Here is a 13,133-nt window from a genome sequence, read left to right as displayed (position 1 = left end):
ACCCTTTTACCCTGAAATTAACTGAGCTAACTTTAAGGCCATCATTAGGGCAAATCGATTTTCTGCTTCGTTTAAATTAAGCCCCGTGATTTCTTCAATCTTTTTTATACGGTAAATAACAGAGTTTTTATGGACAAATAGAGCTTGGGCGGTTTTACGCAAGTTACCATCATTTTGTAAATAGCAAGCCAGCGTACCCACCAAGTCGGTATTATTTTGAGCATCATAATCCTGGAGCTTGCCGATATATTCCTGGCAAAACTCGTGTACAGAAGGAAGCTCTTTAAGATTAAAAAGTATACGCCACGCCCCTAGCTCGGTAAAAAATACTGGTTCCCCTGGGCTTCCCCTTTCCCAAGCAACCTTTAAGGCCAGCTGGGCCTCATCATAAGAAGTTCTAATATAGTGTAAGCCTTCATATGGCCTACCCACGCCTATGGCCATCCTTACCCGGGGAAACCTGGCCCTGGCTAAACTCAAAATTTCCCGTAAACGCCTAGACAATTCCTTTTCCGTGTCAGCATAGAAGCGTAACAACCCTACTACTTGATTCCCCTTGCTTACCACCAATATACCTCCTGGGTGGTGCGAGAAACGAGAGCGCAAGAGATGAATTATCTCGGACTGGAGGTCCAGCCGGTAATTAGATACCTGGTATCCCGGGTCAAAACCCACTATTAATACTGCCAGTTTACCAGCCAAGTTTATACCCAAACAAGCAGCTCGTTTCATTATTATTTCAGGGTTTTCTATTCTCCTCTCTAGTAACTCCTCAAGTAGCTCTCCCCGAAGACGGAGTTCTGTTTCTGCCACAGCCTTCTCTTTGGCAAACTCCAGTGCCACTATGGTAGCCCCTGCTTCAATCCCTCGTATTTCTACATCATCTAACTGACGATTGCTTTGGAGAATAACTAAATAACCATCGATACTTCCTTGGGTAGCGACCGGTACAACAACGCTTTCCGGCAAGTCAGGCCTTAAACGTAATAGAGCTGCACGGTGGGGAGGTAACTCTCTTAATTCTTTTGAAGTTTCCTTAAAAATAACTTCCAAGATATCCCCATAGGCAGGCAAGAGCTGCCCATTAGGTAAAGGAGGATAACCAGCCCCTAGGCAAGCCCCATGGCTAAAGATAAAGACAGGATTAGTAGTAAACTGGGCCAGGGCTTTGCAGACACCTTGCAGGCCAGTCCCGCCAAGCAGTACATTAAGAAGAAGATCGTGAATTTCTTCAGCCCGGCGATGCCGGTAAAGTTGTTCGTTAATTAGCAATTCAAATATAGGTAGCATAATATCCATGTAAGGAACATCAGGCGGGATCTCAAGTAAAGGCAAACCCATCTTATCGGCATGTTCTGCCATATCTTCCGGCACATTATGAAGATACTGGCCCGGCTTAATCCCAAAAGCAGCTACACCCTTACCAACCAAGTCATATACAATCCTCTGGCGCAACTGGGGATTGTCTTTTAAGGCATAACCAGCAGTTAATAATAGCTCGCCACCTTTCATCCACCGAGCTACTTCAGGGACCTCCATAATGTTTACAAAAGTTATCTCGTTTTCCAATCCCTGAGTACCGGCAATTACGCGTGCCCGCCGTAGGGGCCCTATATTCAAAGCTTGCCGGACGGTAAGGGGCATTCCTATTCCACCCACCTTTTTGTTCTAGTTCTATATCTATAATCTAGAGCTTCACCTTAAGTTCTTTTTTCTAAATTACTCACCCCCACTTTTTAAAATATCAGGTAAAAAATGAAGAAACAAGCAGAATTAAATCTTAATCTTTAAGTAAAAAAGTAACCCCAACCGGGGTTTGCTCATATTTATGATAGTAAAGGTTACCAAGGAATTACTTGTAAGGGAGGAGGTTTACCTTGGCCGAAAACGTACAGATCCAGCGGTTGACCTTTGAGAATTTTATCGTAAGGCTAGTACGGCGGTTCCAAGATAAGGTGGTCAACGTCGAATTCTTTTGCGGTGAGTGCTGCAAAAAAGCAGTGGGAGGGACCCTGACCCTAGTGGGCAGGGACTTTCTCGAGCTTGAAGCACCTCAAGAAGAAAAGATCCAAGTTTTCACCATCTCTGGTGGCACTATTGTCTTGGAAGAACTTGTAGAGGCTATCATAATTCCCCTAAAGCAAGTATGTAGCGTAGAAATCCCCAATGACTAAGTTTGTACCTCGTAAACTTTAAACTCTGTTAGTTCTGGGTTCCAGGTGGGCTTTAAGAAAATGGCCTGCGCATTATAAGTTTAAAGCCCCGGTTATCCGGGGCTTTTAGTATCCCAGGGGTTTATAAAGTCAGACTTCCACTATAGCCCTTTCTACTGCCACCTGGGAATACGGGAATAAACCTCTAGCTTCTCCCAGTAAGTCACTAACCTTATACCAGGAACGCAGGTGGGTAAGGATGAGTCTTTTCACCCCTGCCTCATGAGCTATCTGGGCGGCCTGACCGGCTGATAGGTGACCTGTGGCTCCTGTCTCTAAGTCTACCCCAAGATATGTAGCTTCCGCCAGCAATAGGTCGGCTCCCTTGGCGAAGTCAACCAGCTCCCCAAAGTATTCTGTATCCCCAGTATAGACCAAGGTTTTATTACCGTCAGTTATGCGCATAGCTACACAGGGAAGAGCATGTCGGGTAAGAAGAAACGTAAAGGTGAACTCTCCTATGGTAATCTCTTGGCCAGGCTCTATCTTCTGACTTCTTAAGGCTTCCTTGTAGGTAAAGGTAGCAAATACCTCTTCTGGCTCTGGTAAAGCCCAGACAGGTATAGGGCTTCTCCTTTTTCCTTCTATTATAGCCTGATCTGCGGCATAACGGTAAACACCAAGGTCGCTCATGTGATCCCCGTGCAGGTGGGAAAGGAGTATAGCGTCCAATTCCCAGAAGGGAATGAACTCCTGCAACCGGGCCATAACGCCGCTTCCGAACTCCAAGAGAACCTGGGTTTTTTCTCCCTTAAGGAGGTATCCCAGGCAGGCTCCCCCTGGGGGAGGGTAAGGAGTGTAGCATCCAAGGATAATCAAGCGCATAGAATTTAACCCTCCTCATACTGCCCACTACTAAGTACATTAGTATATCCAGGCCTTACTTAGTAAGAGTTTCTATCCTATCCAGTGGATAGAACGGTGAGCAGGCGGATCAGCCTTTCGGCTGCATCAAGAAGTAAAGTAGCTGCATTTTCTAAGCAATAGGATAAGGGAACCGGCCGGGGGACTATGCTCATATACGCTTTAATTCCATGTTCATATACGGCTTCGGCACCTTCGCCGATGGAACCTACCAGGGCCACCACCGGAATACCATATTTCCCGGCCACCTTAGCCACACCAGTAGGAACTTTCCCATAAGCCGTCTGCCGATTTATTTCGCCTTCTCCTGTTATCACTAGGTCCGCCCCTGCTGCCAAGATCCCTTCCAGGTTTACAGTTTCCATCACTAGCTCAATGCCCCTACGTAAAGTGGCCCCTAAAAAAGCCACCAGCCCGGCACCCAGGCCCCCGGCAGCCCCAGCGCCAGGAAGATCACGTACCTCTATCCCCAAATCCCGGGCTATTATATCAGCGAGGCGGGCCAGGGCGGCATCTAACCTAGGTATCATTTCGGGGGTAGCCCCCTTCTGAGGACCATACACGGCCGAAGCCCCCCGCGGGCCGCAGAGGGGATTATCCACATCGCAGGCTACTAATATTTCTACTTCTTTTACCCGCGGGAAAAGGCTCTGCATATCAATATGCTGAAGTTTCTCTAGCCCCACGGCACCCCAAGGGATGTCGCGGCCAGCTTCATCTAAAAGCTTTACCCCTAAGGCTTGGGCCATACCCGCGCCGCCATCATTGGTAGCGCTACCTCCTATACCTACTATCAACCGTTGACACCCAGAAGCCAGAGCCTCGCGGATTAACTCTCCTGTTCCATAGGTAGTAGTAAAAAGGGGGTTGCGCTTTTCTTTAGGAACAAGGGGAAGGCCAGAAGCCTGGGCCATCTCCACCACTGCTGTGTGGCCATCTCCCAAAAGACCCCATCGGGCGGTTACTGGCTCGCCTAGTGGCCCCGTAACAACTGTTTCTATAAGTTTCCCTCCAGTAGCGGCTACTAAAGTAGCCGTAAGCCCCTCCCCCCCATCCGCCAGGGGAACTTCCACTGTTTCCACATTCGGAAGGGCTTTTTTTACTCCGGCGGCGATGGCTTTAGCCACCTGGGGCGCGTCTAAGCTTTCCTTAAAAGAATCCGGGGCAATTATAATGCGCTTCATTCCTTATCCCCCCAGGGAGGCGTTTTTTGTTACAAAGGAAAGTTCGCTATCCCTGGGGTAAAAACCTGCTTAAGAGCATGATTTTTAATTTACTTTGGCCGCCTACAGGCCACTATATGATACGTGTGGCCATCACTGTCCCCCCGACTTTGGTAATTAAAGCCGTATTCGTCTAGCAAGCGTATTATAGAATCTGCTTGGTGGGCGTCAGCCGCCTCCATAGAGATAGTGAGATGATCCCCGTCTCCTATATGGGGTAAAATATCCTGTACCCGCTCTACGTCTTTCTGGCTGATGAAAGGGCCCATCCATAACGTTATATCAGCCATATCACCTTGTCCCCTTCCAAAAACTTGAGTCTCACTTTTTAATGTACCCTCCCACTAGCCGCCTTATTTGAGCTAAGATTTTTCCTTGACTAGCTTGATTCCGTTAAACTATAATGAGAACGACAATTGCATATATATTTCCTCGTTAGGTGAGGCTACTGCATAGACAAAAGCCACTGCCCGGAAACGTCGAAAGACGCCAATGGGTCAACAGGTATTACCGGCTTAAGGTTTTACCTAATGTGGCTGAGAGGAATCTCTAGCTATGCATGAGCCAAAGCTCAACGAGTGGGGGATAAATTTTAAGTCTTCCTGCTCGGGAGGACTTTTTTATCTATAAGAAGTCTAAATATCGGAGGCTATAAGAAGTGGGTGAAGGTGTTGAGAAGGGCTGGTAATCTGAGTTTAACTGTGGTGGCGGTAGCGCTCCTTAGTGCCTTTGCTTATTTTGCTTATCACGGGCATCGGATAACCGAGCTGGCCGGGCAAACTACTGTCCTAGTCAGCTTGGGAATACTTCCCTATTATGCCCTGCGCTCTTTCTTGCGTATGCTGGCAGCTTATTTTCTATCTTTAATATTTTCCCTTGCTTATGGTTATAAGGCAGCCACTGACGCCAGGGCGGAAAAAATCTTGCTTCCCGTTCTCGATGTACTTCAATCAGTACCCATTTTAGGATTTTTCCCCGCGGCTATTTATTTTTTTGTCAACTTATTCCGCGGCAGTATTTGGGGTATTGAGCTAGCCTCTATTTTTTTGATCTTCACCAGCCAAGCCTGGAACATGACCTTTGGGTTTTATGAAGCTATAACCACCATTCCCGGTGAACTAAAGGAGGCAGCAGATGCTTACCGGGTTACTGGATGGCGCCGGTTTCTAAAGCTTTATCTTCCAGCGGGTATCCCCAAGCTAGTGTATAACAGTATTCTTTCTTGGAGCGGTGGTTGGTATTTTCTCATCGCCGCTGAGATCATAACTATAGGCCCGGTGGAATACTCCTTGCCCGGTCTCGGTAGCTATCTAATACGGACCGCAGAAGAAGGGGAACTAGGTCTAACTATGGCTGGCCTTTTGGCGCTGGTAGCCATAATTACCCTTATGAATACTTTTATCTGGCATCCCCTTTCTACCTGGGCGGAAAATTTCAAGTACGAGTTTGAGACCGGCGGTGGACGACAGATCCCCAAAGGTTGGGGTTACCGGTTATGGTATGAAGCCCCGGTCTTTCGCGAGTTAAGGAGACTGATACTGGCTAGTGGAAGCGCCCTGGGAAGGGTTATAGTTTCTTTAGGTTCTAAGTTTCCCGGGCGTTTATACTTCCCTTGGGTAGGCCGCATTATTTCTTGGGGATTGATTTTGTTACTGGCCTACTCTCTTCTTCGGGGGCTCATAGCCTTAATAGGTCTCTTTTTGCAGCCCTGGCAGGCAGAAATCTTTACCATCCCCCAAGCCATCTTTTACTCCTTCTTGCGCCTTTTAGCAGCCTATGTTTTGTCCTTGCTTTGGACTCTGCCGGTAGCCATCTGGATAGGACATAATGAGAGGGCCTACGAAGTCCTTGTACCTGTTTTTGAAGTACTGGCCTCGGTACCAGCCACCGCTTTATTCCCCATTATTGTTTTCCTTTTGGTAGGGTTTACCGGGGGTATGGAGCTAGCGGCCATTTTATTGGTTCTTACTGGTATGCAATGGTATCTCCTGTTTAACCTAATAGCTGGTGTAAAAAGTATTCCCCGGGATATGAAAGAAGCCGCCATGGTTTTCGGCCTACGGGGTTCTAAATATTTACGCCGGGTAGTCTTTCCCGCCCTCATTCCTTCCCTCGTTACAGGAAGTATTACTGCCTGGGGAGGGGGCTGGAATGCCCTTATTGTTTCTGAGTATGTAGTATATGCTGGCCAAACCTATATGACTTTCGGTATTGGATCCCTTTTAGATAAGGCTATGTATATTAGTGGAAATTTCCAAGTAATATGGTCTAGCCTTATGACCATGGTCCTCGTCATCGTGCTGTTAAATCGTTTTTTCTGGCGCAGGCTTTATGAATGGGCTGCAGCCAAGTTCTCGTTCGAGGCGGAAGAGTGAGGGGGTGTAGGAGGTGGCGTTACTAGAAGTTGAACACGTATATAAAACTTATAAAGATGCTACCCGTTCCTTGACTGTGCTAAATGATATTACCTTTACTATAAATAAAGGTGAATTTGTATGCCTGGTAGGACCCTCGGGTTCTGGAAAAAGTACCCTTCTAAGGATGATAGCCGGGCTGGACCGGCCGACTCAAGGTGAGATCCGTTATCGCGGCAGGCCAATTAATGGGGTCACGGATAAAATAGCCATTGTCTTTCAGTCCTTCGGCTTATTCCCCTGGCTCACCGTAAAGGAAAACGTAGCTTTAGGGCTGGAGGCCAAAGGAGTCCCCCGGCCAGAGAGGGAAAAGATAGCTAGTAAATATATTGATAAAGTAGGGCTCGATGGATTTGAAGAAGCGTACCCGCGAGAACTCTCCAGGGGAATGAAACAGAGGGTGGGTATCGCCAGGGCCTTGGCCATGGACCCAGAACTCCTATGTATGGATGAACCTTTCTCCGCCTTGGACGCCTTTACCGCCCAGAACTTACGGGAGGAAGTATTGGATCTGTGGCTGGATGTTACTCTACCGGTTAAGTCGGTGCTGATGGTGACCCATGGCATAGAGGAAGCTGTGTTCATGGCCGACAGAATCATTGTGCTTTCCAAAAGACCAGCCCGGATCTTGGCGGATATAAAAATTGAATTACCGCGCCCCCGCAATATGAGGGATCAGGCTTTTGCAGCTATAGTGGATAAAATTTATTCGCTTCTCTTCTAGAAGGCTGGTATAATAATATTTAAAAAGTAAAAAGAGCAGGCGGCAAAAGGGAGGGCAAAAATCTGTGGACGTTGTGCCTCTACCCCCTGTGGGTATAGGGATGGTATTGGGGCTTCTGGAGATGTTAGAGGACGCTGAGGGAAGAGAGGATATTTTCAAGCTAGCTAGGGGTCTTTCCCTAGAGCTAGATGATATTGAACCAGTCATTGAAGCCGCCGTGCTGTTAGGATTAGTAAAGATAAGCGATGGAGATATTATTATTACCGAAGTAGGTAAAAATCTCCTAGCAGCAGATATAAACGGGCGAAAGGCTATACTAGCTCGTCAATTAGAAGGTATAGAAGTTTTTAAGGAAGTATTTCGCTTACTAAACTCAACAGGCAAGCGTAGTATTAGGCGGGAAAAGCTAGTGGACTTTTTCGAGCAGAGCATGTCTGATGAAGATGCAGAACAGCTTTTTAAGACCATTGTAGATTGGGGCCGGTTTGCAGAGGTTATCTCCTACGATCCCCAGAGCGAACGTCTTTATTTAGAGCAGGTAAAGTAAAAAGCGAAATAAGGAAGGATTCCCTTGCGGGTGGGTATCCCATCTCCCAAAGATTCTAGCCACTTAGATACTACGTTGGTGGATACCCACCCGGGGTGAAGAATGATTCTCTGGCCTATCTACAACCTCAGAAGCTTTTTTCTCTTGACAAACCGACACTCTCCTCTATATAATAAGTGTTGCACGTGGGGCTATAGCTCAGTTGGGAGAGCGCTTGAATGGCATTCAAGAGGTCAGGGGTTCGAATCCCCTTAGCTCCACCAAAGAATCTCAAGGCCTCCGGGGATCCGGGCAGTACTTCAAAGAATGAATTCTACTGCAACCGGGCCCGGAGGGAAGGTAAAATTTAACCGCCAGGTAACCCTGGCGGTTCGTATTGGGTTTCGAGAGCCCTCCGTTAAGCGGAGGGTATTTTCTTTGGTGTTAACATGCCATCGAGCTTGGCCACGGCATCCCGTTTTAATTTTGGCGATACATGAGCATAGGTGTCAGCAGTAACGGCTATCCTGCTGTGCCCTAACAATTCTTGTACCACCTTAAGATCCTCACCGAGCTCCAGGAGACGAGTAGCATAGGTATGGTGTAAGGCGTGAAGGTTTACGTCTTGTAAACCTGCCTTTTTCCTCAATTCGTAAAATCTTGCAGTTAATATCAATGGTTCATGGCAGTCAGTCGAGCATTACTTGCCAATTATAGGTTCATTTTTTGCTTCATCGGGCTGCATCCACAATAGCTCTAATTTTAGCGTCTACTTGATTAGCTACTTCCTTTAGTTCAGCGTGGGGGAAGAATTGAGCCAGCAGCGTTGGCCGGAGGGCGCTAATATAGGTCTTACCATCCCGGACGTAAACGTTGATTTTGCAGGGCATCATCAGGCTGATAAGGATGTCCTTCGCCAGGACTTCGTGGGCGTAGCGGGCGTTGCAGATTTCGATGATCTTTAAGGGATCGGAAGCATATCCATTACTCCTAAGGGTGACCTGGACGTCATGGACGTGTTGGACCTTCATGCCTTGGGTGGCAGCAGCCTCTTCTACGGCCTTGACGGCAGCCTCAAAATCCTTGGCAGTAGTTACGGTATAGCTGAGGTCTTGCTGTTCCATGGTTAATCCCTCCGTCTGTACTTGACAATGTTTTACGAATTTTGTTTTATCAACCTAATACTATAATACTACTGCTATAATTCGCTGTCAATAACAAGGAGCGTAGTATGATGCGTCTATGATATTGTTAAGGTGGCCGTAAACCTGCTCATGCCATCACCGGTGGGTAGTGGGGCCGCAACAAATAGTCACCCCTGTCCTTCAGGAAGCATGATAAAGGGGTTCTTGGCTGACACTTCGGGAGGCACTATTTCTTATACCGCCCGTCTCGTACACCTGCCGTACCGCTTTAAATAGCCGGTCGACAATCCAGAGGTCACTCTTAGCATCGCCCGGAGGTTTAATAGCTTGGTAGCGCCACTGGATCCACCGACCACTATTGGTGATACTTCCTGATTTCTCGTACGAAGCAGCCGCAGGCAGGAGGAAGACCTCCGTCTTGATCTCTTGTGGGTTTACCCCTGGTGCTTTCCAGAAAGATGCTGTTTCCGTTTCGAAAAGATCAATAACTACCAACCAATCCAGTTTTTCACGCCTTACACTCCATCTCCGCATTGGGACCACCAACTACTGGGTTTTGCCCCCAGGCAAAGAAACCTTTGATTTTGCCCTGCAGCATGTGCTCGAAGAACATCATGTGAGAATGGTTCTTACCGTATCACTATACCAAGCCTTAAGAAGGCTAATAAAGAACTTGGACTTGTTGGTCCAATAACCTGATTTGGGGGTTACCCACCTATTTGTGCGCTAGGGTTCAATTATCCGAAATAAATTCCTAATACGCCTATAATCTGCACCCCTAGCCTACTAACCTCGTCCCAGCCGTCGTCCCTGAGCCACCTAAAGTTCCGACCATAAATGGCATGGAGCGGCCGAACCAAGAGATATGTCGACAACTATCTAATTATTAGCCTAAAGTTGGTAGGCCTTTTTGTTAAGCAACATTCCAAAATGGAATACATAGCATAGTAGGATTTTATAAAGTAACAACGAAAATAATGTCAGAGTAAATACCCAGTCGGAGGAGGGAAAAGTTTCTTGAAAAGTAAAATAGTTATGTGCCCTATGAGTAGATGGGTTTACATGAGAAATTCTTTAAAGGAAGTTTTGTTGCGGCTATTTACTGAACCCTGGCCTTTAGGAGTAGGGGCCCTCGCCCTGTCCCTTGTCAATTTTTTTATGTTTATATATGCCGCCCGCACCCTAGGTACCTTTCCTACAATGGCCATGTGGGGAAGCTGGATTTACAATTTACTAGGGCTCAACACTGAAAGCCCATTTGCCTCTAACCCGTTAATCCCTATTTTTAAGGACAAGTCCAGTTTGCTTAATATAGGCATTATCTTAGGCGCCTTGGGTACAGCCCTATTAGCACGTGAATTTAAAATACGGAGAGAAGACTGGCAGGGTTATCTTTGGGGAGCTGTTGGTGGCATTTTAATGGGTCTCGGCACCGTCCTGTTGCCGTCATGTAATTTGGGGGGATTTTGGGTGGCTACCATGACTTTTTCATTGCGCGGGCCGTTGGCTGCTATAGGTCTTCTGCTAGGAGCTTTTGTAGGAGGCAAAATCCTACAGCACCAGATGCGCAAAGCTCTGCAAAATGTGGATTTTACTCGAGCGTTTGCGGCGAAACCTATAATACCGCAAATAGCGTCTCGACAGACGACGCGAGGACTAATAGTGTTTGGTTTTATATTCGCTATCGTTCTAGTTTATTATTTCCTGGGAATGCCTAAGCACGGAGGTCTCTTTTTATTTGGTGTACTTGTTGGACTCATCACTCAGCGCTCGCGCCTGTGTTTTACTGCTGCTTTTCGGGAAATCTTGATCAGCCGTGACGGTAAGGTCATGAAGTGGGTTTTGTTGAGCATGGCTGTTGGTGCCCTGGGCTTTGCCCTTCATAAGGGACAGGGCTTCAACCCTGGGCCGGTAGGGTGGCATAACATTATGGGTGGCTTCCTCTTCGGAATCGGGATGGTTCTCGCAGGGGGTTGCGGTCTTGGGATCCTGGTACGCAGCGGCGAAGGATATACCCGTTCCTGGATAGCAATTTTAAGTGGCATGTTAACTTCTGGAGCCTGGGTACACCTTTATGGCCAGAAGGTCGGGCAGGGATGGTTGTACGGTAAACCTGTATTTTTGCCCGATATACTCGGTTGGGGCGGTGCGCTGGCATTTGTCTATACGTTTTTACTGGTATTTTATTTGTTTATCCTCTGGGTGGAGGCAGGGAAGCATGAGAGAGCTTAAGCCAGTAAAAATAGATAATAATCATTACCAAGTTGATATGCGAGGGTGGATGTGCCCGTATCCGAAATATGCGGTAGAATTGCTTTTGGAAAAACTACCGCCGGGAAGCCTTCTGGACCTTATAGTAGACTGTCCTGCTGCGACGAAAGATGTACCTGAGCTGGTTAAAAGCAAGGGTTGTGCTGTCGGGGAAGTCACTTCTTTAAATAGTGGAGAGTGGAAGATTAGAATAGAAAAATGAGCATTGCCTACTAGTGCTGAGCTTAAGCCCAGCAGCTTGCGGCGGGCTGGGTTTTCTCTGAAAGAACTCTCTCCCGTGTTCCCCTTTGATTCCCTATTTGACCCCCACACGACGGAAGTAGTGCTACTCACATAAAAATCTGCTCTTATACCACGCTTTATTCCTTGTTGCTCGCTGTCTTAGGCTCTCCTGTAGGGGTAAAATATTTACGCGAAAAAGCTAGGGCCACATTCACCAGGCCGATCATAACCGGCACTTCAATTAAGGGGCCGATTACCGCAGCAAAGGCCTGGCCAGAATTGATGCCAAAAACGGCCACAGCCACAGCTATGGCCAGCTCAAAGTTGTTGCTGGCGGCTGTAAAAGAGAGGGTCGTGGTCTGGGCGTAATTTACTCCCAGGCGCATGCTTAAGAAAAAGGATATCAAGAACATCACTACAAAGTAGGCAATAAGGGGTATAGCTACCCGCACTACGTCCATGGGCAGGCTAACAATATAGTTGCCTTTTAAGGAGAACATGACCACAATAGTGAAGAGCAAAGCTATTAAAGCTAAGGGGCTGATCTTGGGTACAAACACCTTTTCGTACCATTCCTTACCCTTGGCGGGCAGAAGTATCCGCCGGGTAAGAAAGCCAGCTACAAAGGGGATGCCTAGGTAGATGGCTACACTGGTGGCTACTTCTCCAATGGATACCTGTACACGCATACCCTTAAGCCCTATGAGAGTGGGTAATACAGTAATGAAGATATAAGCATATATAGAGTAGAACCCCACCTGAAAGATGGAATTAAGGGCTACGAGAGCGGCCGCATATTCACTGTCACCATTAGCCAGGCTGTTCCACACGATAACCATGGCGATACAGCGGGCCAGCCCTATGAGTATCAGCCCTACCATATATTCAGGATAATTCCGGAGGAAGATTATGGCCAGGATAAACATCAAGATAGGGCCGATTACCCAGTTTTGGAGGAGGGAGATGGTTAATACCTTACTATTCTTAAAAACTTTGCCCATCTCCTCGTATTTTACTTTGGCTAATGGAGGGTACATCATAACAATAAGGCCTATAGCTATGGGGATAGAAGTAGTGCCTATAGAAAGCTTATCTAAAGCAGTAGCCACTTCGGGTACGAAATAACCTAGGCCTACGCCAAAGGCCATGGCCAAAAAGATCCATAGAGTAAGAAAGCGATCTAGCAAGGAAAGACGGGCTATAGCTTGACTATTGGGCATAATCGATTTTGACCCCCCTTTTTAGACTGCTATTTTGGCTGTTGGTCCTTTGTAGATAGTATGTTGCTTTTTATATAAATACTTGCTTATATATTATTTTACTTTTTGCTCTCTGTCAAGCTGCTCTTTGTCAAGGAGCTGCTGGCGGTAGCCTTCTTGGGGGCCTTACGCTTTTACTCCGCTTCAACCTCACTTCAACTCCGCTCTAACCAAAGTAACGTCGACGTAGAATATTGGGAATGGCTTTTCTTACAAGAAAGGTTGACAGCTTAGAAGGTTCGAGTCATAATTTATATAGGCATATAGCAATA

Annotated in this window: 13 protein-coding genes, 1 tRNA gene, 1 pseudogene and 1 riboswitch; of the genes and pseudogenes, 7 read left to right on the top strand and 8 right to left on the bottom strand. The window is 47.0% G+C overall.

The features are described from left to right. Positions 1–6: 6 nt before the first annotated feature. On the bottom strand, positions 7–1,644 hold the full coding sequence (locus B9A14_RS02730) for a PucR family transcriptional regulator (RefSeq protein ID WP_084663786.1): 1,638 nt from the start codon (positions 1,642–1,644) through the stop codon (positions 7–9). A gap of 233 nt (positions 1,645–1,877) precedes the next feature. On the opposite strand from B9A14_RS02730, the gene B9A14_RS02725 reads away from it, so the two are divergent. Further along, a complete protein-coding gene (locus B9A14_RS02725; protein WP_084663784.1) occupies positions 1,878–2,174 on the top strand; it encodes a hypothetical protein in 297 nt (98 codons plus the stop codon). 129 nt (positions 2,175–2,303) lie between these two features. Here the strand turns inward: B9A14_RS02725 and B9A14_RS02720 are convergent, their stop codons facing one another. The 3 genes from B9A14_RS02720 to B9A14_RS02710 form a co-directional block, all read right to left on the bottom strand. After that, positions 2,304–3,038: an MBL fold metallo-hydrolase gene (locus B9A14_RS02720; protein ID WP_084663782.1), complete on the bottom strand. Its 735-nt coding sequence runs from the start codon at positions 3,036–3,038 to the stop codon at positions 2,304–2,306. Positions 3,039–3,115: 77 nt separating this feature from the next. Next, complete coding sequence (locus tag B9A14_RS02715) at positions 3,116–4,261, bottom strand: glycerate kinase (RefSeq protein WP_084663780.1); 1,146 nt, start codon at positions 4,259–4,261, stop codon at positions 3,116–3,118. Positions 4,262–4,350: 89 nt separating this feature from the next. Then, a complete protein-coding gene (locus B9A14_RS02710; protein WP_084663778.1) occupies positions 4,351–4,590 on the bottom strand; it encodes a hypothetical protein in 240 nt (79 codons plus the stop codon). Positions 4,591–4,724: 134 nt separating this feature from the next. Further along, a riboswitch (M-box (ykoK) riboswitch) is annotated at positions 4,725–4,890 on the top strand. Between the two features lie 72 nt (positions 4,891–4,962). On the opposite strand from B9A14_RS02710, the gene B9A14_RS02705 reads away from it, so the two are divergent. The 4 genes from B9A14_RS02705 to B9A14_RS02690 all read left to right on the top strand — a co-directional run bounded on the left by B9A14_RS02705 (position 4,963) and on the right by B9A14_RS02690 (position 8,248). Further along, complete coding sequence (locus B9A14_RS02705) at positions 4,963–6,675, top strand: ABC transporter permease (RefSeq protein WP_084663776.1); 1,713 nt, start codon at positions 4,963–4,965, stop codon at positions 6,673–6,675. A 13-nt stretch (positions 6,676–6,688) separates the two neighbouring features. Continuing rightward, complete coding sequence (locus B9A14_RS02700) at positions 6,689–7,438, top strand: ABC transporter ATP-binding protein (RefSeq protein ID WP_084663774.1); 750 nt, start codon at positions 6,689–6,691, stop codon at positions 7,436–7,438. A 64-nt stretch (positions 7,439–7,502) separates the two neighbouring features. Further along, a complete protein-coding gene (locus B9A14_RS02695) occupies positions 7,503–7,985 on the top strand; it encodes an AAA-associated domain-containing protein (protein WP_084663772.1) in 483 nt (160 codons plus the stop codon). Between the two features lie 187 nt (positions 7,986–8,172). Continuing rightward, positions 8,173–8,248, top strand: a tRNA-Ala gene (locus B9A14_RS02690). Positions 8,249–8,382: 134 nt separating this feature from the next. Here the strand turns inward: B9A14_RS02690 and B9A14_RS02685 are convergent. The 3 genes and pseudogenes from B9A14_RS02685 to B9A14_RS17870 all read right to left on the bottom strand — a co-directional run. Next, a complete protein-coding gene (locus tag B9A14_RS02685; protein ID WP_084663770.1) occupies positions 8,383–8,640 on the bottom strand; it encodes a tyrosine-type recombinase/integrase in 258 nt (85 codons plus the stop codon). 55 nt (positions 8,641–8,695) lie between these two features. Next, positions 8,696–9,088: a DUF302 domain-containing protein gene (locus B9A14_RS02680; protein WP_084663768.1), complete on the bottom strand. Its 393-nt coding sequence runs from the start codon at positions 9,086–9,088 to the stop codon at positions 8,696–8,698. 258 nt (positions 9,089–9,346) lie between these two features. Then, positions 9,347–9,817, bottom strand: a pseudogene (locus B9A14_RS17870) (molybdopterin-dependent oxidoreductase); the annotation flags it as partial. A gap of 309 nt (positions 9,818–10,126) precedes the next feature. On the opposite strand from B9A14_RS17870, the gene B9A14_RS02670 reads away from it, so the two are divergent. Both B9A14_RS02670 and B9A14_RS02665 read left to right on the top strand, forming a co-directional pair. Next, positions 10,127–11,341, top strand: coding sequence for a YeeE/YedE thiosulfate transporter family protein (locus B9A14_RS02670; RefSeq protein ID WP_084663766.1), 1,215 nt, complete (start codon positions 10,127–10,129; stop codon positions 11,339–11,341). Then, the gene (locus B9A14_RS02665) at positions 11,328–11,582 is read left to right on the top strand and encodes a sulfurtransferase TusA family protein (protein WP_084663764.1); all 255 of its coding nucleotides are present in this window, start codon (positions 11,328–11,330) and stop codon (positions 11,580–11,582) included. The genes B9A14_RS02670 and B9A14_RS02665 overlap by 14 nt, the downstream gene beginning before the upstream one ends. Before the next feature lie 157 nt (positions 11,583–11,739). Here B9A14_RS02665 and arsB read toward each other — a convergent pair whose 3' ends face one another. After that, positions 11,740–12,822, bottom strand: coding sequence for an ACR3 family arsenite efflux transporter (gene arsB, locus B9A14_RS02660; RefSeq protein WP_084663762.1), 1,083 nt, complete (start codon positions 12,820–12,822; stop codon positions 11,740–11,742). Between the last annotated feature and the right edge of the window lie 311 nt (positions 12,823–13,133).

It is taken from the genome of Thermanaeromonas toyohensis ToBE (assembly GCF_900176005.1).
Taxonomy (GTDB): domain Bacteria; phylum Bacillota; class DSM-521; order Neomoorellales; family Neomoorellaceae; genus Thermanaeromonas; species Thermanaeromonas toyohensis.
This window is presented reverse-complemented; position numbering and strand designations above follow the sequence as displayed.

Coding starts and splice junctions, on each gene's coding strand:
- B9A14_RS02715 (WP_084663780.1), bottom strand. CDS start 4,261: ATGAAGCGCATTATAATTGCCCCGGATTCTTTTAAGGAAAGCTTAGAC.
- B9A14_RS02720 (WP_084663782.1), bottom strand. CDS start 3,038: ATGCGCTTGATTATCCTTGGATGCTACACTCCTTACCCTCCCCCAGGG.
- arsB (WP_084663762.1), bottom strand. CDS start 12,822: ATGCCCAATAGTCAAGCTATAGCCCGTCTTTCCTTGCTAGATCGCTTT.
- B9A14_RS02680 (WP_084663768.1), bottom strand. CDS start 9,088: ATGGAACAGCAAGACCTCAGCTATACCGTAACTACTGCCAAGGATTTT.
- B9A14_RS02730 (WP_084663786.1), bottom strand. CDS start 1,644: ATGCCCCTTACCGTCCGGCAAGCTTTGAATATAGGGCCCCTACGGCGG.
- B9A14_RS02710 (WP_084663778.1), bottom strand. CDS start 4,590: ATGGCTGATATAACGTTATGGATGGGCCCTTTCATCAGCCAGAAAGAC.
- B9A14_RS02665 (WP_084663764.1), top strand. CDS start 11,328: ATGAGAGAGCTTAAGCCAGTAAAAATAGATAATAATCATTACCAAGTT.